The sequence below is a fragment of the Emcibacter nanhaiensis genome (assembly GCF_006385175.1).
In the GTDB taxonomy this organism is placed as follows: Bacteria; Pseudomonadota; Alphaproteobacteria; order Sphingomonadales; family Emcibacteraceae; genus Emcibacter; species Emcibacter nanhaiensis.
Window position 1 is genome coordinate 26708 of sequence record NZ_VFIY01000005.1, and the last position, 19628, is coordinate 46335.

Below are 19628 nucleotides of genomic sequence, written 5' to 3' on the forward strand. Positions count from 1 at the left end.
CAGTTTACCCCGGCTCCCGGCCAGGCGCCAGAGCCTTAGCTGTCCAGTTTGCCGGCGCCGGGCACCGGGAAAATATCAATGCCTTCTTCCAGCAGTTCCTGGCTTTCCTCGAGGGTGGTCTGGCCATAGATGCCGCGCTCCTCGGATTCGCCGTTATGGATCTTGCGGGCTTCGGCGGCAAAATTGTCACCGACATTCTCGCAGTTTTCCTCGACGAATTTGCGGTATTTGGCCATCACATCATGCATATGTTCCGCAGCCCGTTTTACGTCTTCGACGCTGATTTCGGCATTTTCCGGCACCCCGGCACTGGCGGCAACAGGGACCTGGTCCAGGCCGACCAGATCTTCGGAATCCTGTACCGCGTCGGAACGACGATTGCTTTTGGCAGAGATATTGGGCGCCATCACAGACTTGCTGATATGGTTGTCACCGCAATGCGGGCAGCAAATCTGTCCGGCCTCGCGCTGTTCCTCATAGGCATCGCTGCTCCGGAACCAGGCTTCAAACACGTGATTTTCTGCACATTTCAGGTCAAATACAATCATCTTACTTTCCTGATCCGCCGTCAGGCCGGATCTTTTACAGGCCGGTCATGCTGCAGCGACGGGATATTGGTCCGCGCCGCCTCGACCAGCGTTAAATCTATTTCCGCCAGGCTTACCCCCGGCTCGGTGCCCCCGTCCGCCAGTATCTTGCCCCAGGGGTCAATCACCAGACTGTGGCCATAGGTCTTGCGGCCACTGGCGTGGGTTCCGGTCTGGGCCGGCGCAAAGACAAAGGCGCCATTCTCGATCGCCCGGGCTCTGAGCAGGGTATGCCAGTGAGCTTCCCCGGTCTGTTGCGTAAAAGCAGCCGGCACTGATAACATGGTCGCCCCGGCTTGTGCAAGTTTTCTAAAGAGATAGGGAAACCGAAGGTCATAACAGATCGTCAGTCCCATCCTGCCCCAGGGCAGGTCCGCCAGCACGGCCTGTTCGCCGGCCTGGTAGGACCGGCTTTCCCGATATTGCTCACCATTTGGCAGGTCCACATCAAACATATGGATCTTGTCATAAATTTGTTCAAGGACCCCGTCCGGGCCGAACACAAAACAGCGGTTGGCCACCTTGTCCCCGACCAGGATCGGCATGGAGCCGATTACCAGCCAGATGCCCAGCTCTTCAGCGAGGGCGGAAAAACGCCTAACCGCCGATTCTTCGTCCTGGACATGGATTTTTGCAAACAGCGCCTTGCGGCCGAGTTCCAGCAGGCTGGTGCATTCCGGCGTCATCACCAGTTGGGCCCCGCCGGCGGCGGCCTCGCGAATGAAGACTTCGGCAGCGGCGACATTCTCCGCCACCTCGTTGGAGGAGGTCATCTGCACCAGACCTATGGTGAATTTATCGCCGGTCATGCAGGATCAGGCCAGCAGCGGGTCTAGTTTGCCCGCGCGTTCCAGGGCATAGAGGTCGTCACAGCCGCCCACATGCCGGTCGCCGATAAAAATCTGCGGCACGGTACGGGCGCCGCCGGCCTTTTCCATCATCACGGCCCGTTCCCGGGGGTGTTCGCCGATATCAATCTCCTCGAACTCCTGCCCCTTGGACTTGAGCAGTTTCTTGGCCCGGATGCAATAGGGGCAGAACATGGTGGTATAAATTGTTATTTTGGCCATTAATCAATAACTCCTGACGAATAATCCCTGACCGGCTGAAGCCCTGTTATTATGCCTTTATATATATTGCGATCCCGAAGGGCTTTCAATGACCCTCTAATACAAACCCGGTCTAAATCATACCGGGGCGCACCACCCGGGCGATGGTCAGGCCGTAAACCCTGTCCGCGCCCCGCTTCTTAAGTTCTCTGGCACAACTTTGCAGGGTAGCGCCGGTGGTATAAACGTCATCAATCAGCAGAATCCGGGCCCCCTCTATCCGTTCCCGCTGGTTTTGCGCGACCAAGAAAGCCGCCCGGACATTCTGCTGCCGCGCGCTGTAATTGCCTTCCTGCGGTGTGGTCGCCTTGACGCGCCGGAGCAGGAGGCCGTCCCACGGCAATCCGCTTTTGTCCGCCAGTCCCGCCGCCAGCAGCGCCGCCTGGTTATAGCGCCGCCGGATCAGTCGCCGCGGATGCAGCGGCACCGGCAGGATCAGGTCACTGTCCGCCAGCAGGTCCCGACCGGCAAGATGCAGCAGATCCACCAGAAACGGGGCGAGATCGGTGCGATCGCCGTGCTTGAAGCCCAGCAGCAGCGGCCGGCTGCCGCCGTCATAGGCGAGCGCGCTCCTGACCCGGTCGAACTGACGCACATGGGCCTGGCACACCCCACACAGGACGTTGTCGCCCTTGTCATGGGGAAAGGGAAAGCCGCAGCAGGCGCAGGCCGGACCGGACAAGAAGCTGAGGGTCGCCCAGCACTCGGCGCAGAGCTTCGCCGCATCGGGCACCAAGTCGCCGCAGGACGGGCAGCGGGAGGGCAGCAGCAGGTCGAGCAGCCGGCGGCCGGCCCCCGCCAGCAGCCCGCCAACGGTTATTCCCTGTGAATTATGCTTTTCCTGACCCCCGAATAATGCCATACAGGCAGTATGACAAACAGCGACTGGTCCGACAAGAAAGAACAGAATCCGTTCGCCCCACAGACGGCGGTCATTTTCGACCGGCGCCAGGTGCGGCTGCACCGGGACCGGGCCGCGCCGATTTTCGAAAATCATGATTTCCTGTTCCGGGAGGTGGCCGACCGGATGTGCGACAAACTGCTCGATGTGAACCGCAGCTTCAGCCGCATTCTCGATCTCGGTTGTCATCGCGGCGAACTGGGGGCGCATCTCCTGAAAGACAAGCCGGAGCTGCTGATCCGACAGGACCTGTCCCACAGGATGCTACAATATACCGGCGGCCTCAATGTCCAGGCGGATGAGGAATTCCTGCCCTACCAGGCGGAAAGCCTCGATCTGGTGATGAGCAACCTGAGCCTGCACTGGGTCAACGACCTGCCGGGATCGCTGGTGCAGATCCGCAACATCCTCAAGCCCGACGGCCTGTTCCTCGGCGCCATGTTCGGCGGCGAGACCCTGACCGAACTGCGCCAGAGCCTGCTGCAGGCGGAAATCAACATGGACAAGGGCGCGGCGCCGCATATCAGTCCCTTTGTCGATGTCCGTGATGCGGGCTCCCTGCTGCAGCGGGCCGGTTTCGCCCTGCCGGTGGTAGATACCGACCGCATCACCGTCACTTACAAGGATGCGCTGTCGCTGATGACCGAGCTCAGGGGCATGGGCGAGGGCAATGCGCTTGCCAAAAAATTCAGGGGGCTAAGCAGCCGGGAAATGATCATGGAAACGGCCCGGGTCTACCAGGACCTGTTCGCCGACGAGCGCGGCCGTATCAAAGTGACCTTCGATATCCTTTACCTGATGGGCTGGGCGCCCCATGAAAGCCAGCAGAAACCCTTGAAGCCCGGCAGCGCCAAGATGCGCCTCGCCGATGCCCTCGGGGTCAAGGAACAGAGCACCGGGGAAAAGCCGGGCGGTTAAGCCACCCGCACGCCGTTGAGGTCCGCGATTTCCGCCGCCTCCGGCGCCTGCCACATGCTCTCCATGAAATCGAACATGTCGCGGGTCACTTCCATGGCGAAGGTTTCGCCCTTTTCCGCGTTGCGCTTCTCAACCCGGGCCCAGCGCTCTTCCGCCGGCACATCAACATAATGCAGCTGCAGCGGCAGGCCCGCCTCCCGGGCGAGGGCGGCGAATTTCTGCCGATGCTCCCGTTTGGTGAAGCCAAGGTCCAGCACCACCGGCACACCCTGCTCGGCCAGCTTCTGCACAAGAGTCCAGATCTGCGCCTCGACCCGGCCGATGCGCTCCATGGCCCAGGCGTGACTGATGGGGTCGGGGCTGTCCATCCAGAACAGGGTGGTCATCCATTCATCAATGGGAATATGGATCGCCCCCAGCTCTTTGCACAGCGCCAGCGAATAAGTCGTTTTACCGGCCCCGGTGGAGCCGGCCACCAGATGCACCAGATAAGTTGTCTCAGACATTTATATCCCCAATTCTTTGTTTTTCTTACAGGAAATCGCGGATCATGGCGATCAGTGGCTCGTCCGCCGGCGGCATGGGATAGTCCTTGAGTTCATTGATCCTGACCCATTTCAGGGCCTGGCCTTCCAGGCCCCGGACAATGCCGTCCCAGCGCCGGCACAGGAAACAGGGCATCAGCAGGTGAAATTTCTCATAACTATGTGACGCAAAAGTGAAGGGCGCGAGGCAGGCCTCGGTGATATCAATGTTAAGCTCTTCCTTGAGCTCGCGGATCAGGGCCCGTTCCGGGGTTTCGCCGTCTTCCAGCTTGCCGCCCGGGAATTCCCACAGCCCGGCCATGCTTTTGCCTTCCGGCCGCTGGGCCAGCAGGATGCGGCCGTCAATATCGACCATGATCACCGCCGCCACAGTGATAACGGGCAGGGGGCCGGTGGGACGGTTCGGGATGTCCGGACAGAGTTTGTCTTCACTCATTGTTGTTCCAGTCTTCTTTTTGCCAATCGTCTTTTTTTAGCCGGAAAAATTCCCCGCAGCCATGTTCATGACCGCAGCGGGCAAATTCCTCGGGTGTCTGCCCTTCATGAACAAATCCTGCCTTTTCCAGAATCCGCTGCGAGCCCTTATTGTCGGCCGCGGTCTGGGCGACAAGCTCGCGGACCGGCGAATGGCTGAAACAGGCCTCCACCACCGCCCTGAGCAGTTCGGTGCCATAGCCCTTGCCCCAGGCGGCGCGACCGAACCAGTAGCCGACTTCCGTCACCGGGTCGAAGGCAAAAACCCGCACCCCGCCCAGTTGCACGCCGCTGTCCCGGTCAAACGCCCCGTAACAGGCCCCGCTACCGTCCGCCCAGTCCGCTGCCCGGGCGGCGATCATGTCCCGGCCGTCCTGTTCGCTGAACGGGAAAGGCACATTGGTGCTGAGCCACCGGGTCACTTCCCAGTCGGAGAAAATGGCCGACACTCCGGCTTCATCGCCGGCGGCATAAGGCCGGAGTATAAGGCGTTCGGTGACAATTTCCCGGGGCATGACCATGGATCAGCTCCGGTAATCGGCGTTGATGTCGATATAGGCATGGGTCAGGTCACAGGTCCAGACCGTGGCCCTGCCGGGCCCGGCCACGCCCACATCGACAAAGATATCGATATCCTGGCCCTGGAGATGGGCGGTGCAGGCGTCCTCGTCATAATTCTGCGCCGCCATGCCGGCCTCGGTCAGCCGCTGGCCGCCGATTTCAATGATCAATTTATCCCGGTCCGCCGCTTCCCCGGCCTTGCCCACCGCCATAACGATGCGGCCCCAGTTGGCGTCTTCGCCGGCGATAGCGGTCTTGACCAGCGGCGAGTTGGCGATGCTGAGCGCGATCACTTTGGCGGCGCGGTCGTCTTCCGCCCCCTCGACACTAATCCTGATAAATTTGGTCGCGCCCTCGCCGTCTTTGACCACCAGGTGGGCAAGCTCGGTCATCAGCTCCTGGAACACCGCCCTGAATTCCGCGAGCCGCGGGTCATCGGCGTCGAAAATTTCCGATCCGGCGCCGCTCTTGCCGGTGGCAAAGGCCAGCACCGTGTCGGAGGTCGAGGTATCGCTGTCGACAGTAATGCTGTTAAAGGACGGACCAGTGGTCTCGCTCAGGATCTGCTGCAACACCGGTGACGGCAGATCGGCATCGGTGAAGATATAGCCGAGCATGGTTGCCATATCGGGCGCGATCATGCCGCTGCCCTTGACGATGCCGTTGAGCACGCAGGCCCGGCCGTCGATCGCCGCATGACGGGTCGCGCCCTTGGCAAAGGTGTCGGTGGTGCGGATGGCGTTTGCCGCCTGCTCCCAGTCCGCGCCGTGGTCGGCCGCCGCCTCGATATGGGCCAGCATCCGGTCGGCCGGCAGCACCTCACCGATCACGCCGGTGGAGGAAACATAGACCTGGTCCGCGTCGCAGGCAGAGATCTTCGCCGCGGCAGCAATGCATTTCTGCATCGCCTCGTCCCCGGCGCGGCCGGTGAAGGCATTGGCATTGCCGGCATTGACCAGCAGCGCGCGGGCCGGTTTTTCGGTCTCGAGGCAACTGCGGCACCAGTCGACCGGCGCCGAGCGGGTTTTCGACTTGGTGAACACCCCGGCCACTGCCGCCCCTTCCGGAAAGCGGACCAGCAGCAGGTCGTCCCGGCCCTTGTATTTCAGGCCGGTCGCCGCCGTGCCCGGTTCGGCACCGTCAATGATTGGCATTTCCGGAAATTTTTCCGGCGCGAGAGGAGATTTCTTAAATTCTGTCGCCATCTTTCCAACCTTAAACAATTGGTCACAATTCCTATGCTATAGCCGCCTGTATAAATCATGTCGGCCAAAGCATATAGCAGAATATGCAAAATTCTGCCCCTTTGCGGGCAAATAGACTGATCAAACATTGACAGGGCACCTGCACCGACTTATCTGTGCTAGACGTCTCATTATACAAAAAGGCCGGAGGGGATTGTACCGCAGGGGCCACGAGGAATTAAACCATGTTGGGAATGGGCAAAGTTGCCAGGAAAATTTTCGGTTCTTCCAATGATCGTTTCATCAAAAGTCTGAAGCCGCGTATCGAGGCCATCAACGCCCTCGAGGAAGGCCTCAGCGCGCTCAGCGACGAAGAACTCAAGGCCAAGACCGCCGAGTTCCGCGCCCGCCTCGACGACGGCGCATCCCTCGACAGCCTGCTGGCGGAAGCCTTCGCCGTGGTCCGCGAAGCGGCCAAACGCTCCCTTGGCCTCAGGCATTATGACGTGCAGCTGATGGGCGGGATCGTCCTGCACGAAGGCAAGATCACCGAAATGAAAACCGGGGAAGGTAAAACCCTGGTGGCAACGCTCGCCGCCTATCTCAATGCCCTGCCCGGCAAAGGCGTCCATGTGGTCACCGTTAACGATTATCTGGCCCAGCGCGACAGCCAGTGGATGGGCAAGGTTTATGAATTCCTCGGCCTGACGGTCGGCTGTATCGTTCCCAACCTGGATGAGATGTCCCGCAAGCAGGCCTATCAGGCTGACATTACCTATGCCACCAACAACGAGCTTGGCTTCGATTACCTGCGCGACAATATGAAATTTCACCCGGACGCCATGGTCCAGCGCGCGCCGGTCTATGCCATCGTCGACGAAGTGGACAGTATCCTGGTGGACGAGGCCCGGACCCCGCTGATCATTTCCGGCCCGACCGAAGACAAGTCCGAGCTTTACGTGGCGATCGACAAGCTGATCCCGAGCCTCGTTGAAGAAGACTATGAAGTCGACGAGAAATCCAACAATATCAGCCTGACCGAGGAAGGCATGGAGCATCTGGAGCAGATCCTCCAGGAGGCCGGCCTGATCGAGGGCGGCATGTATGATTTCGGCAATGTCGCTGTGGTTCATCATGTCAACCAGGCGCTCAAGGCCCACAAGCTGTTCCAGGCGGAAAAGGACTATATCGTCAAGGACGGCCAGGTGGTGATCATTGACGAATTCACCGGCCGCATGATGGAAGGCCGGCGCTATTCCGACGGCCTGCACCAGGCCCTGGAAGCCAAGGAAGGGGTCGAGATCAAGACCGAGAACCAGACCCTGGCCTCAGTGACGTTCCAGAATTACTTCCGGCTCTATGAGAAACTGGCCGGCATGACCGGCACCGCCGCCACCGAAGCCGATGAATTCGCCGACATTTACGGCTTGGCCGTGGTGGAAATGCCGACCCATGTCCCGGTCGCCCGTAAGGACGAGGACGACGAGGTTTACCGCACCGCCGCCGAGAAATATAACGCCATCATCGATGTGATTGAGGATTGCCAGAAACGCAACCAGCCGGTGCTGGTCGGTACGGTCAGTATCGAAAAATCGGAATATCTGGCCGACATGCTGAAAAAGCGCAAGATCAAGCATAACGTGCTGAACGCCAAGTTCCACGAGCAGGAAGCCTACATTGTCGCCCAGGCCGGCCGTCCAGGCGCCGTGACCATCGCCACCAACATGGCCGGCCGCGGAACCGACATCCAGCTCGGCGGCAACCTGGAAATGCGCATCGAACAGGAAGTCACCGATATTGACGAGGGCGCCCGCGCCAAAGCGATCGAGACGATCAAGGCAGAAATCGAGCGCGACAAGGAAATCGTCAAGCAAGCCGGCGGCCTCTGTGTGGTCGGCACCGAACGGCATGAAAGCCGCCGCATCGACAACCAGCTGCGCGGCCGTTCCGGTCGTCAGGGCGACCCGGGCCAGTCCCGCTTTTTCCTCAGCATGGAAGACGACCTGATGCGCATCTTCGGCGGCGAGCGCATGGACAGCCTGATGCAGAAATTCGGCCTTGAAGAAGGCGAGGCCATCGTCCACCCCTGGATCAACCGGGCCATTGAGAAAGCCCAGCAGAAGGTGGAAGCCCGCAACTATGACATCCGCAAAAACCTGCTGAAATACGACGATGTCATGAATGACCAGCGCAAGGCCATTTACGAGCAGCGCCTGGAAGTGATGAGCGCCGAGGACGTCAGCGACACCGTGGAAGATATGCGCCATGAAACCATCGAGGAGCTGGTCGCCGCCCATGTGCCGGCCCGGGCCTATCCCGAGGAATGGGATATGAAGGGCCTCGGCGTCGAACTGCAGCGGCTGTTCGGCCGCGATTTCGGTGCGGAAGAGTGGATCAAGGAAGAAGGCATTGATGCCGTGGCCTTTGAGGATCATTTAGTTGAGGCCACCAATAAATTCATGGAGGACCGGGCCCAGGAGATCGGCCCGGACATCATGAAACAGGTGGAAAAACAGATCCTGCTGCAGAGCATCGACAGCCACTGGAAAGAACATCTGGCCCAGCTCGACCATTTGCGCCAGGTGATCCAGCTGCGCGCCTACGGCCAGCGCGACCCGCTCAACGAATATAAGACCGAAGCCTTTTCCATGTTCGGCGACATGCTGTCGCGGACCCGGGAGAATGTGGTGACCCTCATGTCCCATATCCAGATCCACCGGGAAGAGCCCATGCCGGAACTCGAGGATCCGGAACTGGAGGCGCTGCAGACCAGCCATATCGACGCCACCACCGGCGAAAATGACGCCTACAGCGGCGGCATCAACCCCCGCGACCCCAAGACCTGGGGCAGCGTACCGCGCAATTCCCCCTGCCCCTGCGGTTCAGGCGAGAAATATAAAAACTGCCACGGAAAAATTGTCCCGAAAGTTGGCCGCAACGATCCCTGTCCCTGTGGGTCGGGCAAGAAATACAAGCATTGCCACGGGACGATCTAGTAAAATAGTCCAGACACAAAAAAGCGCTGAAAAAAAACTTCAGCGCTTTTTTTTAATCTTAAACCAGGGACTAGAGACCCACATTGCCCATGTTGAGGAATTTTTCCCGGCGCAGTTCGCGCAGCTTGTCCGCGGACAGGGCCGACAGGTCGGTCAGAGCCTGGTCGATGCTTTTGCCGAGCGCCTGCATGGTTTTGCCGTGATCCCGGTGGGCGCCGCCGACCGGTTCGGGAATAATTTCGTCGATCACTTTCAGTTTCAGCAGGTCCTGGGCGGTGATCTTGAGCGCCGTGGCCGCATCTTCCGCCTTGTCAGAGGTGCGCCACAGGATCGAGGCGCAGCCTTCGGGGCTGATCACGCTGTAGACCGCATGTTCCATCATCAGGATCCGGTTACCGGCCGCCAGCGCCACCGCGCCGCCGGAACCGCCTTCACCGACAATGACGCTGACCAGCGGTACTTTCAGGGACAGGCAGGCCTCGGTTGACCGGGCGATGGCTTCCGCCTGGCCGCGCTCCTCGGCCCCGACCCCGGGATAGGCGCCGGAGGTATCCACCAGGGTAATGACCGGAATGTCAAACTGTTCCGCCATTTTGAACAGGCGGATCGCCTTGCGGTAGCCTTCCGGCTTGGCCATGCCGAAGTTATGTTTGATGCGACTCTGGGTGTCATTACCCTTTTCATGGCCGATCACCATGACAGACTCCCCCTTGAACCGGCCGATCCCGCCGGTAATCGCCGCATCATCGGCAAAATTCCGGTCCCCGGCCAGCGGCATGAAATCGGTCACCATGGCGGAAATATAATCAGGGAAATGGGGCCGGTTCGGATGACGGGCCACCTTGATTTTCTGCCAGGGGCTGAGTTTGCTGTAGGTATCCCGGAGCAACTTGTCCAGTTTGGTCTCCAGACGCGTCACTTCCTCGGAGATATTCAGCTCATCCCCGCTCTCAAGGTTCTTCATATCCCGGATCTGGCTTTCCAGTTCCGCAATGGGTTTTTCAAAATCCAGATAAGTCAGCATGGACAGAATTTATTCCTACAGATTTTCAAGTGAAGGCCCTTATACCCTCCGTCGGCGGAAAAATAAACGGTAAAATGGCTGTATCTAGCCGGTGGTATTGCCAATTAACCGGGGGGCATCTCAATCCTTTCGCGCCAGGGGATGTTTCTGCTGCACCAAGCTGCGCATGCGTTCTTCCAGCACATGGGTATAGATCTGGGTGGTGCTGATGTCGGAATGGCCGAGCATTTTCTGCACCGCCCGGAGATCGGCGCCGTTGGCCAGCAGATGGGTGGCAAAGGCATGGCGCACGACATGAGGGCTGAGCCGGGACGGCAGCAGACCTGCCTCGGCCCCCAGTTCCTTGAGCAACTGGGCAAAGCGGTGCCGGGTCAGGTGCCCCCCGCTGCCTCGCGACGGGAATAACCATTTGTTTTTCCTGAAATTTTCATCCTGTGACGTCATGGCATCAATATAGTCGGCGCAGGCCGCCTGGGCCCGGGGCGACAGCGGCACCAGTCGCTCCTTGCCGCCCTTGCCTGTGACATAAAGATAGGGCTGACCGCTTCTGAGCGCCGCCAGCGGCAACCCGACCAGTTCACTGACCCTGAGCCCGGTGGCATAAAGCAGTTCCACCAGGGAACGGAGCCTGAGCGATTTGAGATCGCCCTTCGCGGCTTTTTCCCTGGCCGTCTCCAGCAGCCGGTCCACTTCCTGTTCCGACAAGAGTTTGGGCAAGGGCCGGCCGAGGCGCGGCGTTTCCAGGTTGAGGGCCGGGTTATCGGGCCGCAACCCTTCGCCGTGCAGAAATTTGAAAAACTGCCGGAGACAGGACAATTTCCGCGCCGCGGTGCTGGCCGCCAGGCCCTGTTTTTCCAGCCGGATAAAATAGTCCCTGAGCTCGCCGCTGCCGATCTCCAGCAGGGAGACAGCAGGGATGTTTTCCAGAAACTGTTGCAGGTCGCGGCTGTAGGACTGCAGCGTATTCTGCGAAGCGGCCCGCTCGGTGGCCAGCATTTCCAGAAAACTGCTGATCAGTCGCTGTTCTGTCATTCGAACATTGCCAGGTTCAGAACCCGCGCGAGGCCAGCGCTTCCAGCGCCACGGCCCGGGCTTCCGCCTCCAGGCCATAGGATCTCAACGCCCGGATCACGGCACTGAGACCGGTCCCGTCCAGCGCCGCCGGCCCGTGAGGCCCAAGCCCCACCAGCGACAGCAGCACCGTCTCGCCGAGGCGGCCATCCCGGGCTGCCTGCACCAGGCTGCGCCAGACCGCCGGCTGCATGCTGTAGATATCCGTTTCCAGGCCGCCGGGCCCGACCTGCTGCCACATTTCTTCCGGCACCTGCCGGTCGAGGGCTTCCACCAGGCTGTAGAACAGCGCCGCCTTGTCGTCGCGTTCGGCCCGGCTCAGGATCATCTGGCCGTTCCACCACAGGTCCAGAATATCCATGGACCAGGGAATGGTGCCGTCGGCCTCTGTCACCAGCAGCAGCGGCCAGATATCCACCAGCGCCTTGGTGGCGTCGGCATTACCGGCAAAGGCCTCGCCGCGGATAAACTGATACCAGGCCAGCGCCTTGTCCCTGTTGCCCGCAAGAAGCAGGGCGCGGACGATATGATGGGTATGCTGCACCAGTTCGGCCGAGGGTTGCAGGGTGCTGACCGTCGCTGCATTGAGGCGCGCGACCCGGGCAAGGTCATTTTTCTCCAGCGCCCGCGCCCAGATGGTCTTGAGCAGTTCCGCTTTTTTCTGCGGGTCTTCCGCCACCGCCGCCGCCTGATAGAGCAGGACATCAGCCAGGGCCGTTTCATCCACAGTCGCCAGGGTTTCGGCGCTGTCCAGTTCGGAGGCGGCAAACTCCTGCAGGTTGTAGATCGCCCGCAGGGTTTTGACCGGGAACCAGCCCTGGTCCCAGGCCCGGGACGCCGCTTCCAGCCGGATATCTCTGGCCAGATTGGCATTGCCGGCCACCGCATAAAGCACCAGCGGCGAAGACTGGGCCAGAAGCTCGGGCGAGGCCGCCTGCCCCAGGGTGCTGAGCAGGCTGTAGGTCAGCGGATCAAGGCTGCCATAGCCATAGGGCATAACATCAGCTGCCGTATCGCCTCCGGCCAGTAGCTTGTTGATCAGGTCCACAAAGCCATAATCGGTATTGCCATTTTCCTGCAACAGCTCCAGCGCCAGACCGGCACCGTCGGCATTTCCTTCCAGGGCCCGGCAATAGGCCAGCATTTTCAGCCAGTAGGTTCGTTCCGCGGACTGGCTGATATCGTCAATGGCCCGACGGGTCATGCGACAGGCGGCAGACAGATCGCCGGCCAGCAGCAGGATGTCGGAGGTATCCCGGCTGGGGGCCAGCGTGCCTTCCGGCAGGATCTGGAAAAAGGACGACAGGTTTTTCAGGTCACCGGTGCCGCGAATGGCCGCGATACGGGCATCCAGATAAGATGATCCCGCTCCCCCCGTGCCATCACCCGCCGGCACCTGGGCGGCAGACAACAGCAGGCGATCAACCAGCTCATGCATCACCGGCGATTTTGCCGAGGCGGGCAGGGCGGACATCATCAGGATGACTTTTTCCCGGCTGCTGCCGATCCACATGCTGCGGCGAAATCCGCCATTGCGTTCCGTGATCAGCCCGAAGGACGCCGGGTCTTCCTCGCCCAGTTCCGCAACTTCCACTTCCCCGTCCAGGCCCGGCACGTCGGAGGTGATCACTTCCGCACCACCGGTCCGGCTTCCCGCATCGAGCGGCACCGGCAGCCCATTTGCATCCGGGGACTGGGCCGGGAAATAGGGGCCTGGTTCGCTGTCAGGAAACAGGATTGATTTCGGCGGCTCGTCGGCCGGCAGGAAATCGTCTGTGGTGCCATCGGAAGACTCCGCCGGGACCTCTTCCCCGGTTGCCTGGGGATCAGGGCGATCCTGCGCCACGGGCTGAGCCTGAACAAACTGGAGAAAACCGGCATACACCAGCCCCGCCAGAAGGGTTTTAAGCAGAAATTTCCTCGCCATAGCTATTCGTCCAGCTTTTTATCGGTTTTTCTTGCGGAGATTTTATTTGGGAAACATATCGTCAGGGAGGGTTTTTTCCGTATGTTCCGTCGGCGCGGGAATATCCGTCGTCATCAGATAACCGGCGCCGCCGCCAATCAGGAAAATCAACAACATAATAAGAATTAACCAGAATTTACCCATCGGTTTGTTTTTACCCCACCGTTTAAGTCACTTTCGGGACGCTTTTCATTCTTCCCGCCTGGGAAGTCATCTTAGCGACCCAATTCCAAGGCGTAAAGCTGCAAGAAGATTATGTTTATTTAATGACTGGCCAATCTGCCGCTTCCCAGAGGGTCAAAGCCATGCTAAGAAAAATCCAGAATGAAGAGATTCAGAAAAAAAACCAGAAAAAAGCCCGTTCCCAGACTGAGATACCCCCTGACAAGGAGCATCGCCCTGGTCGGATTGATGGGCGCCGGGAAAACCACGGTCGGCATGCGCCTGGCGCGCCGGCTGGGGATCCCCTTTATGGATTCCGATGCGGAAATCGAAGTAGCCGCCGGCCACAGCGTCAGCGAGATTTTTGAAAAATACGGCGAGCAGGATTTTCGCGACGGCGAACGCAAGGTGATCAACCGGCTGATTACCGGTCCGCATATTGTGCTGGGCACCGGTGGCGGCGCCTTCATGGACGCGGACACCCGCCGCACCCTGAAGGATAAAGCCATCACCGTCTGGCTCAGGGCCGATGTGGAACTTCTGGTGGAACGCACATCGCGCCGGGATACCCGGCCGCTGCTGAAACAGGGCGACCCGCGACAAATTCTCCGGGATCTGGCGGCGAAAAGATACCCGGTCTATGCGGAAGCGGATATCTGCGTGGAAAGCGGCGCCGGCGCCCATGAGGAAGTCGTCAACAATATTATCCGCAAGCTGAACCATTATCTGGCAGAAGAACGAATTAAAAACAAAGGCACCCGGAATGAACAACCCGCATCCCGTTGAAACTCTCAGGGTCGACCTGGGGGAGAGGAGCTATGATATCGTGATCGGCACCGGCCTCCTGGACCGGGCCGCGGACTATATCAGACCTGTGCTGCATCGGCCGCGCACCATGATCGTCACCGATGAAAATGTCGCCCGCCATCAGTTGCCCCGCCTGGAAAAATCCCTGCGCGACGGCGGGATCGGGTTCGACACCATTGTCCTGCCGGCCGGCGAAAGCAGCAAAAGCTTTGCCCGGCTGGAAAAACTCTGTGAAGAGCTGCTGGATAAAAAGCTGGAACGCAAGGATATGATCATCGCCTTTGGCGGCGGGGTGATCGGCGACCTGACCGGCTTTGCCGCCAGCATCCTGCGCCGGGGCATGGATTTCATCCAGATCCCGACCACCCTGCTGTCCCAGGTCGACAGTTCGGTCGGCGGCAAGACCGGCATCAACACCGCCCACGGCAAGAACCTGGTGGGCAGTTTCCACCAGCCGCGCCTGGTATTGACCGACGTCACCACCCTTGACACCCTGGAGCCGCGCCAAGTGCTGGCGGGCTATGCGGAAGTGGTAAAATACGGCCTGATCGATGACCGGGAGTTTTTCCTGTGGCTGGAACGCAACGGCCGCGACCTGATTGCCGGCGACCGGGAAAAACAGATATATGCCATCAAAACCAGTTGTGCGGCCAAGGCCCGGGTCGTGGCAGAGGATGAAAAGGAAACCGGCCGGCGGGCGCTGCTCAACCTGGGTCATACTTTCGGCCATGCCGTTGAAGCCGAATGCGGCTATAGTGATTCCATCTTTCATGGCGAAGCCGTCGCGGTCGGCATGGCCATGGCCTTTGATCTGTCAGTGAAAATGGGCCTTTGTCCGGCAGAAGACGCCAACCGGGTTTCCGCCCATTTGACCGAGGTTCGGCTGCTGGCGCGCCTGACCGGCTTTGACCATCCGGTCTGTAAAGTGAAAATGACCGCCGAAGACCTGATGAAACATATGGCCCAGGATAAAAAAGTTGCCGACGGCAAGCTGACCTTCATCCTGGCCCGCGGCATCGGCAAGGCCTTCATCACCCAGGACGTGAATCCCCAGCAAGTCAGGGAAGTCCTTGAATTGAGTATTTACTGACCCATATGTGCGGGCAAATGAGATCGCCATGGAAACAGAATTGATTTTGACAGCCCTAGCCATCCTGTTTCTTGTCCTGTTGTCGGGATTTTTTTCCGGCTCGGAGACGAGCCTGACAGCCGCGTCCGCCTCCAACATGCACAAGCTGGCACGGGAAGGCAACAAGCGGGCGACGCTGGTTGAGCGCCTGATCGGCGATGCGGAAAGCCTGATCGGGGCGATCCTGCTCGGCAATAACCTGGTCAACATCCTGGCCTCGGCCCTCGCCACCTCCCTGTTTATCCAGTTTTTCGGCGATGTAGGCGTGGTCTATGCCACCATAGCCATGACTGTGCTGGTACTGGTCTTTGCCGAAGTGCTGCCCAAGACCTACGCCATTTCCAATCCGGACAAGATGGCTCTGACGGTCGCACCGCTGATCCGGGCAATCGTCTTTATTTTCTCTCCGGTGGTCCGCACCGTGCAGATTGTGGTCCGCGCCACCCTGAAACTGTTCGGCATCGACATTACCGACCAGCAGAAGGTCCTGTCCCCCCATGACGAGATCCGCGGCGCCATTTCCCTGCAGGCAGAAGAAGGCGGCCTGGTCAAGGAACACAAGGATATGCTGGCCAGCATCCTCGACCTGGAAAGCATCCAGCTGGAAGATGTCATGGTCCACCGCAAGAATGTGGAGATGATCAACGCGGACGACAGCATGGAGGAAATCCTCGGGCAGGTGGTGAAAAGCCCCTACACCCGTCTGCCGATCTGGCGGGAAGATCCCGACAATATTATCGGCGTGATCCATGCCAAGGATTTGCTTCGCGCCATGAAGGCCCGGAACGGCCATCTGGATCAGATTACCCTGGAGGAAATCACCCAAAAACCCTGGTTCGTGCCGGAAACCACAAGCCTGCAGGAACAGCTGGCTGCCTTTCTCGACCGCAAACTTCATTTCGCCCTGGTGGTGGATGAATATGGCGCCCTGATGGGGATCACCACCCTGGAAGATATCCTGGAAGAGATCGTCGGCGAAATCACCGACGAATATGACACCCACCAGACCGGCATCCGGGAACTGAAGAACGGCTCCATTATTGTCGAGGGCACGACGCCGATCCGCGACCTCAACCGGCAATTCAACTGGAAACTGTCCGATGAGGAAGCGATCACCATCGCCGGCTATATCATCGACATGGCCCAGGCGATTCCACTGCCGGGACAAAAGTTCACCATCAACGGCTTCACTTTTGAAATTCTCCGCCGCCGGCGCAACCAGATCACCTCGATCCGTATCCAGCCGGCACAAGCGGAAGAGTAACTCAGGAAAGATCGCCTTTCTTCTCGAGAAACCTGAGGATCTGATTGATTTCGTCGATCGACAGCCGGTGGATATTGCGGGACAGCATGTTGACCAGTTTGGTGGCTTCCGGGCTCAGGCCGGCGGTATCGATGGACATTTTCGGATGGGAGAGGCGGGCAAGTTCCTCCAGATCCTCGGCATTGTCCCAGATCAGATCGAAGTAGGTGATGATCTGCTGCACCAGCGCCCAGGACGGACGCCCGCGATGGCCGTGTTCCAGAGCTGACAGATAGGCGGCGCTGACCCCAAGGTCCTTGGCCATCTGCTTTTGGCTGATTTTTCTTGTTTTTCTCAGCTCCCGGACTTTCCGGCCAAACGGCGTCATCTATCCTTCCTTTTTCAGAATGACATAGAGGGCTCCCTCTCCTCCATGCTCCCGGTTTGCGGAAAAGAAAGATACTACAGATTGGCGCAGCTCGCCAGAGGACAGCCAGTTGGGGACCTGGTCGCGAAGGATGCCGCGGCGGCTTTCAAATTCCCGAAGCGACAGGGAAGACAGGTCCTTTTTCGGCCCGCCCTTGCCGGTCACAACCAGAATCACCCGTTTGCCGGACGACCTGGCGCGTTGGATATAATTGCTCAGCGCCCGGTAGGCCCGCTCCTGGGTCATGCCGTGGAGGTCGATCTTGCCTTCCACCGGCACCCGGCCGCGGCGCAGTTTCTGCTGCCAGTTATGATCGATGGTCAGGGGCGGCGAGATTTCCCGCCCCTGCGGGGCAGTCCGTCCCGGCGGATGGGACGCCCGGGCGGTTCCCCTGGCCTTTTTGCGGACGGGAGCCATATCAAGCGCGGTGTCTTTTGTAACCAGCCCGTTATTCATCGCCTTGACATCGCGGGTTACGATCGACCAGAGCTTTTTCTCATCCTCAGTCAGCGGTCGCCTGGCCATCTTCCGCTCCTTTTTGCGTCATCCTTGTCACCACCGGTCTGGGCAACAACAGATAATAGGTGCCGGTTTCCTTCATGCGTCCGGCAATCCGGCCGGCATCATCGCCAATACCCCAGTAGATGTCGCCCCGGACCCGGCCGCGAATGGCGCCGCCGGTATCCTGCGCCACCATCAGCCGCTGCAGGGCGGTCTGGCCGGACGCGTCCTCTTCGGGTTTGATATCCAGCCATACCGGGATGCCGAGCGGCACCTTTTCCGGATCAACCGCGAGCGAACGCCCCGGAGTCAGGGTCACCCCCAGCGATCCCACCGGCCCTTCCATCTCCAGGTGCCGGAAGAAAATATAGGACGGATTGCGCCACATCAGGTCCCGGGCCCGTTCCGGATTGTCCGCCATCCATTTCCGGATCGCCTGCATGGACATATGTTCGCGGCTGATTTCCCCTTCCTCAATCAGGAACCGTCCCACCGCCCGGTACGGCCGGCCGTTCTTGCCGGCATACCCGACCCAAAGCCGGTCGCCGTTTTCCAGCCGGATGATGCCGGAGCCCTGGATATGCAGGAAAAAGGCGTCTTCGGAATGCTTGAGCCACACCAGTTCCAGCCCTCTTCCTTCAAGGGTGCCGCTTTCGATCTCCCGCCGGGTTTTATAGGGGACGAACTGCCCGTCGCGGACCTCGCCCCGGATTACCTTGCCGCGAAGGCCGGGATCAAAATCGCCCAGATCCAGCACCTGCAGATCATCGGGCACCGTATAGAGGGGAACATTATAGTCTTCGGACCGGGTCAGCGATCCTTCATATTCCGGGGCGAAATAGCCGGTAAAAAGTCCTTTTTCCGGCGCCTCGCCGCTCTCGTCCGCCTTGTCCGTCAGCTTGACCGCCTGGAACCGGCTTTCCAGAAAAGTCCGGCTGTCCATTTCCGCCGCGTCCTGCAATTCCTCGCAGGGGCCGATCCAGTCTTCCACCGTCATGCGGACCGGGTCGGACGACACGATATAGTCGGCCGGCAGGCTGGACCATTTTTCGCAGGTTTTTTGCAGCGCCTTTACCGCCGGCGACAAATCGTCCCCGGACCAGCCCGGCAGGTCGGAGACCGGCAGCACTGAATAGTCCCGTACCGGTTTGATATCCGGTTCAGGCACTTCGACAGATCTGTCGCTGAAAAGGAGAAAGACGGCAAGACCGACCGCCAGACCAAAGCCTGTCCCGAGAAAAAAGCCGGGCGGCAGGACTCCTTTAGCCATTTCTGGTCGCTACCAAAGTCCAGTTGGGATCGGAACTTTTTACATCCCGGCAGAAGGTCCAGATGTCGGTGACCCGGACCGGGCCGGTCACATCGCCGGACATAATCCGGTTTTCCTCGTCCTTGGTACAAAGAACCATGTGACTTGTATATTTGACGGTGATTTCCGCCATGGACCCGGTGAGGCTGACATCCTCCAAGTCAATGCGTTCCACATCCATCAATTTGTTTTCAAAATGATGCTTGTCCGCCTGCATGTCGTCGATGACTTTTTCAAACTGGCCAAAGACGTCCTTGTTGAGCATGTTGCGCAGGTCTTTTTTGTTTCCGGTCCAGAAAGCTTCCAGGACCATCCCGTAGGCATATTCAGCCCCATCGAGAAACGTGTCCACTGTGAAACTGCGGTCGATATTCTGGATCTGGCTGAGAACACCATAAAAGGGGGAGTCTTCCTTTACCCCGAGGGACGGTGCTTTGTTCTGGCTCTCGATATCTTCAGCATGCGCCTGATCCCGGCGAATGGGAACAACATTGTCTTCTTTTTCCTGGCGTCGTTCGAATGTGCCGTTATCCTCTTCGTCGGATCCGTCATAGCCTGTGCGGCTGCCCAACACCTTGCGCAACTGGAAAATGATAAATGCCGCGATCACGGCCAGGATAATCAGTTCAATATTGTCAGATCCGCTGTCCATACTTTTTCTCTGTCAGGTACCCTGTTAACGGAATGATCGGTAATATGCCGCTTTCCCCTTGG

20 protein-coding genes are annotated in these 19628 nt (G+C 59.4%); 5 read left to right on the top strand and 15 right to left on the bottom strand.

Going from position 1 to position 19628, the window contains the following annotated elements:
* Nucleotides 1-35: 35 nt before the first annotated feature.
* The 4 genes from FIV46_RS04075 to FIV46_RS04090 form a co-directional block, all read right to left on the bottom strand.
* On the bottom strand, nucleotides 36-548 hold the full coding sequence (locus FIV46_RS04075) for a DUF1178 family protein (RefSeq protein ID WP_139938690.1): 513 nt from the start codon (nucleotides 546-548) through the stop codon (nucleotides 36-38).
* Nucleotides 549-568: 20 nt separating this feature from the next.
* Nucleotides 569-1396 (bottom strand): carbon-nitrogen hydrolase family protein, encoded by an 828-nt coding sequence (locus tag FIV46_RS04080; RefSeq protein ID WP_139938692.1) that lies wholly within the window; start codon nucleotides 1394-1396, stop codon nucleotides 569-571.
* A 6-nt stretch (nucleotides 1397-1402) separates the two neighbouring features.
* Nucleotides 1403-1657, bottom strand: a complete 255-nt coding sequence (gene grxC / locus FIV46_RS04085) for a glutaredoxin 3 (protein ID WP_139938694.1) — start codon at nucleotides 1655-1657, stop codon at nucleotides 1403-1405.
* 112 nt (nucleotides 1658-1769) lie between these two features.
* Nucleotides 1770-2558, bottom strand: a complete 789-nt coding sequence (locus FIV46_RS04090; protein WP_139938696.1) for a ComF family protein — start codon at nucleotides 2556-2558, stop codon at nucleotides 1770-1772.
* Nucleotides 2559-2567: 9 nt separating this feature from the next.
* Here FIV46_RS04090 and FIV46_RS04095 point away from each other — a divergent pair, with 9 nt between their 5' ends.
* The gene (locus FIV46_RS04095) at nucleotides 2568-3515 is read left to right on the top strand and encodes a methyltransferase domain-containing protein (RefSeq protein WP_139938698.1); all 948 of its coding nucleotides are present in this window, start codon (nucleotides 2568-2570) and stop codon (nucleotides 3513-3515) included.
* Here the strand turns inward: FIV46_RS04095 and FIV46_RS04100 are convergent.
* From FIV46_RS04100 to argJ, 4 genes are read right to left on the bottom strand one after another with little or no spacing between them, the layout of a single operon-like run.
* The gene (locus tag FIV46_RS04100) at nucleotides 3512-4021 is read right to left on the bottom strand and encodes a P-loop nucleotide/nucleoside kinase family protein (RefSeq protein ID WP_139938700.1); all 510 of its coding nucleotides are present in this window, start codon (nucleotides 4019-4021) and stop codon (nucleotides 3512-3514) included. The two genes, FIV46_RS04095 and FIV46_RS04100, sit on opposite strands and share 4 nt — an antisense overlap.
* A gap of 25 nt (nucleotides 4022-4046) precedes the next feature.
* The gene (gene mutT, locus FIV46_RS04105; RefSeq protein WP_139938702.1) at nucleotides 4047-4496 is read right to left on the bottom strand and encodes an 8-oxo-dGTP diphosphatase MutT; all 450 of its coding nucleotides are present in this window, start codon (nucleotides 4494-4496) and stop codon (nucleotides 4047-4049) included.
* On the bottom strand, nucleotides 4489-5055 hold the full coding sequence (locus FIV46_RS04110; protein WP_139938704.1) for a GNAT family N-acetyltransferase: 567 nt from the start codon (nucleotides 5053-5055) through the stop codon (nucleotides 4489-4491). The genes mutT and FIV46_RS04110 overlap by 8 nt, the downstream gene beginning before the upstream one ends.
* A gap of 3 nt (nucleotides 5056-5058) precedes the next feature.
* Nucleotides 5059-6300 (bottom strand): bifunctional glutamate N-acetyltransferase/amino-acid acetyltransferase ArgJ, encoded by a 1242-nt coding sequence (gene argJ / locus FIV46_RS04115; RefSeq protein ID WP_139938706.1) that lies wholly within the window; start codon nucleotides 6298-6300, stop codon nucleotides 5059-5061.
* A 224-nt stretch (nucleotides 6301-6524) separates the two neighbouring features.
* Between argJ and secA the strand changes: the two genes are divergently transcribed.
* The gene (secA, locus tag FIV46_RS04120) at nucleotides 6525-9275 is read left to right on the top strand and encodes a preprotein translocase subunit SecA (protein WP_139938708.1); all 2751 of its coding nucleotides are present in this window, start codon (nucleotides 6525-6527) and stop codon (nucleotides 9273-9275) included.
* A gap of 70 nt (nucleotides 9276-9345) precedes the next feature.
* On the opposite strand, the gene FIV46_RS04125 is transcribed toward secA, so the two are convergent.
* The 3 genes from FIV46_RS04125 to FIV46_RS04135 all read right to left on the bottom strand — a co-directional run bounded on the left by FIV46_RS04125 (nucleotide 9346) and on the right by FIV46_RS04135 (nucleotide 13297).
* The gene (locus FIV46_RS04125) at nucleotides 9346-10296 is read right to left on the bottom strand and encodes an acetyl-CoA carboxylase carboxyltransferase subunit alpha (RefSeq protein ID WP_181163103.1); all 951 of its coding nucleotides are present in this window, start codon (nucleotides 10294-10296) and stop codon (nucleotides 9346-9348) included.
* A 123-nt stretch (nucleotides 10297-10419) separates the two neighbouring features.
* On the bottom strand, nucleotides 10420-11331 hold the full coding sequence (locus FIV46_RS04130) for a site-specific tyrosine recombinase XerD (RefSeq protein WP_139938712.1): 912 nt from the start codon (nucleotides 11329-11331) through the stop codon (nucleotides 10420-10422).
* Nucleotides 11332-11347: 16 nt separating this feature from the next.
* A complete protein-coding gene (locus FIV46_RS04135) occupies nucleotides 11348-13297 on the bottom strand; it encodes a hypothetical protein (RefSeq protein ID WP_139938714.1) in 1950 nt (649 codons plus the stop codon).
* Nucleotides 13298-13660: 363 nt separating this feature from the next.
* Here FIV46_RS04135 and FIV46_RS04140 point away from each other — a divergent pair, with 363 nt between their 5' ends.
* From FIV46_RS04140 to FIV46_RS04150, 3 genes are read left to right on the top strand one after another with little or no spacing between them, the layout of a single operon-like run.
* Complete coding sequence (locus FIV46_RS04140; RefSeq protein WP_139938716.1) at nucleotides 13661-14284, top strand: shikimate kinase; 624 nt, start codon at nucleotides 13661-13663, stop codon at nucleotides 14282-14284.
* Nucleotides 14262-15395: a 3-dehydroquinate synthase gene (aroB, locus tag FIV46_RS04145; RefSeq protein WP_139938718.1), complete on the top strand. Its 1134-nt coding sequence runs from the start codon at nucleotides 14262-14264 to the stop codon at nucleotides 15393-15395. The genes FIV46_RS04140 and aroB overlap by 23 nt, the downstream gene beginning before the upstream one ends.
* A gap of 28 nt (nucleotides 15396-15423) precedes the next feature.
* Nucleotides 15424-16698: an HlyC/CorC family transporter gene (locus FIV46_RS04150; protein WP_139938720.1), complete on the top strand. Its 1275-nt coding sequence runs from the start codon at nucleotides 15424-15426 to the stop codon at nucleotides 16696-16698.
* Between the two features lies 1 nt (nucleotide 16699).
* Here FIV46_RS04150 and FIV46_RS04155 read toward each other — a convergent pair whose 3' ends face one another.
* Genes FIV46_RS04155 through FIV46_RS04170 form a run of 4 tightly spaced genes read right to left on the bottom strand, consistent with a single transcriptional unit; the run spans nucleotide 16700 to nucleotide 19566 of the window.
* Nucleotides 16700-17065, bottom strand: a complete 366-nt coding sequence (locus FIV46_RS04155; protein ID WP_139938722.1) for a helix-turn-helix domain-containing protein — start codon at nucleotides 17063-17065, stop codon at nucleotides 16700-16702.
* Entirely contained in the window at nucleotides 17066-17629 is a 564-nt protein-coding gene (locus FIV46_RS04160; protein WP_139938724.1) for a Smr/MutS family protein, read from the bottom strand.
* Nucleotides 17607-18875: a murein transglycosylase A gene (mltA, locus tag FIV46_RS04165; RefSeq protein ID WP_139938726.1), complete on the bottom strand. Its 1269-nt coding sequence runs from the start codon at nucleotides 18873-18875 to the stop codon at nucleotides 17607-17609. Before mltA ends, FIV46_RS04160 begins: the two co-directional genes overlap by 23 nt.
* Nucleotides 18868-19566, bottom strand: coding sequence for a Tim44/TimA family putative adaptor protein (locus FIV46_RS04170; protein ID WP_139938728.1), 699 nt, complete (start codon nucleotides 19564-19566; stop codon nucleotides 18868-18870). Before FIV46_RS04170 ends, mltA begins: the two co-directional genes overlap by 8 nt.
* Between the last annotated feature and the right edge of the window lie 62 nt (nucleotides 19567-19628).

Bases quoted from the DNA above. Each gene is read 5' to 3' on its own strand.
- FIV46_RS04170 (WP_139938728.1), bottom strand. From the start codon at position 19,566: ATGGACAGCGGATCTGACAATATTGAACTGATTATCCTGGCCGTGATC.
- FIV46_RS04110 (WP_139938704.1), bottom strand. From the start codon at position 5,055: ATGGTCATGCCCCGGGAAATTGTCACCGAACGCCTTATACTCCGGCCT.
- mltA (WP_139938726.1), bottom strand. From the start codon at position 18,875: ATGGCTAAAGGAGTCCTGCCGCCCGGCTTTTTTCTCGGGACAGGCTTT.
- FIV46_RS04155 (WP_139938722.1), bottom strand. From the start codon at position 17,065: ATGACGCCGTTTGGCCGGAAAGTCCGGGAGCTGAGAAAAACAAGAAAA.
- FIV46_RS04080 (WP_139938692.1), bottom strand. From the start codon at position 1,396: ATGACCGGCGATAAATTCACCATAGGTCTGGTGCAGATGACCTCCTCC.
- FIV46_RS04100 (WP_139938700.1), bottom strand. From the start codon at position 4,021: ATGTCTGAGACAACTTATCTGGTGCATCTGGTGGCCGGCTCCACCGGG.
- FIV46_RS04075 (WP_139938690.1), bottom strand. From the start codon at position 548: ATGATTGTATTTGACCTGAAATGTGCAGAAAATCACGTGTTTGAAGCC.
- argJ (WP_139938706.1), bottom strand. From the start codon at position 6,300: ATGGCGACAGAATTTAAGAAATCTCCTCTCGCGCCGGAAAAATTTCCG.
- FIV46_RS04150 (WP_139938720.1), top strand. From the start codon at position 15,424: ATGGAAACAGAATTGATTTTGACAGCCCTAGCCATCCTGTTTCTTGTC.
- mutT (WP_139938702.1), bottom strand. From the start codon at position 4,496: ATGAGTGAAGACAAACTCTGTCCGGACATCCCGAACCGTCCCACCGGC.
- FIV46_RS04095 (WP_139938698.1), top strand. From the start codon at position 2,568: ATGACAAACAGCGACTGGTCCGACAAGAAAGAACAGAATCCGTTCGCC.
- FIV46_RS04090 (WP_139938696.1), bottom strand. From the start codon at position 2,558: ATGGCATTATTCGGGGGTCAGGAAAAGCATAATTCACAGGGAATAACC.
- FIV46_RS04130 (WP_139938712.1), bottom strand. From the start codon at position 11,331: ATGACAGAACAGCGACTGATCAGCAGTTTTCTGGAAATGCTGGCCACC.
- grxC (WP_139938694.1), bottom strand. From the start codon at position 1,657: ATGGCCAAAATAACAATTTATACCACCATGTTCTGCCCCTATTGCATC.
- FIV46_RS04135 (WP_139938714.1), bottom strand. From the start codon at position 13,297: ATGGCGAGGAAATTTCTGCTTAAAACCCTTCTGGCGGGGCTGGTGTAT.
- FIV46_RS04160 (WP_139938724.1), bottom strand. From the start codon at position 17,629: ATGGCCAGGCGACCGCTGACTGAGGATGAGAAAAAGCTCTGGTCGATC.
- aroB (WP_139938718.1), top strand. From the start codon at position 14,262: ATGAACAACCCGCATCCCGTTGAAACTCTCAGGGTCGACCTGGGGGAG.
- FIV46_RS04140 (WP_139938716.1), top strand. From the start codon at position 13,661: ATGAAGAGATTCAGAAAAAAAACCAGAAAAAAGCCCGTTCCCAGACTG.
- secA (WP_139938708.1), top strand. From the start codon at position 6,525: ATGTTGGGAATGGGCAAAGTTGCCAGGAAAATTTTCGGTTCTTCCAAT.